This window comes from Bartonella sp. AA23NXGY, from assembly GCF_042197165.1.
GTDB lineage: Bacteria > Pseudomonadota > Alphaproteobacteria > Rhizobiales > Rhizobiaceae > Bartonella.
This window is the reverse complement of sequence record NZ_JBHIRO010000088.1, coordinates 1-883: the sequence shown is the minus strand read 5'-3', so window position 1 is coordinate 883 and position 883 is coordinate 1. Positions and strand designations below refer to the sequence as shown.

The 883-nt window shown below is 40.7% G+C and carries 1 pseudogene; it reads right to left on the bottom strand.

Annotation, left to right across the window (positions count from 1 at the left end):
- Positions 1 to 883, bottom strand: a pseudogene (locus tag ACFINY_RS09790) (hypothetical protein); the annotation flags it as partial.

Here is an 883-nt window from a genome sequence, read left to right as displayed (position 1 = left end):
AAGGCTATCACTGACAACATTGGTCACATCATTATGAACATTCGTGATAGAACTCGCAACTCCAGCAAATGCTTCCGCTACACTCTTATAGCTTTCTTCACTTTCTTTACCTTCCGCATCAACTTTCTTGATCACAAAACTTGGAGCTTTCCATTGTCCATCTTTATCATAACCAGCTCCTCCACCAAAATACTCAGCAAATGTCTGATTCATTGAATAAAGTTGATTACCAGCGACAGCATCCGTTGATTTAGCGCTAACCTCACCATTTGCAAGGAACGTAATTCTACTGTTTTCTTGTGTCCTTACAGCTCTGCCTTGTTCTTCTTGCTTCTTCTCATGACGCGCGACAAAGGCATTGGCTTCATCATTCCATAACAAAGAATCTTGCGCTACTCCTTCTGAGACTTCCTTAATACGCTGATTCACATTCTTGATATTCTCATCAAGACCAGTAAATGCACTACCAACATTATCAAAAGAGCCATTTGTTATATTACCAGCTGTATCAACCTTGGATAACTTGTAGGTTGGTCCTGTAAACGTACCCTCAACAAATTTTGCATCGCCACCAAGGAATTTAGCTACATTCTGAGAAATCGTGTTGATCTGACTACCATTAATCGCATCATGTGAACCCTCACCAATGGCACCATCTTTTACATTATGAAGTGCAACTGGTCCTGCATCCTTACCTTTGCCTAAAGTCACACTCGTGTAATCAATGCCGCCATTATCACCCTCTTTTTTATCGTAATGAACAACAGCCGAGTCATCTGATTGAAGACTGTTAGAAAGCTTCTCTAATCTTTTATCAAGCTGACCTTTGTTAACAGCTTCATTATCCTTTGTTGCTTCACCAACACCTGAAAGTGTCCGATCC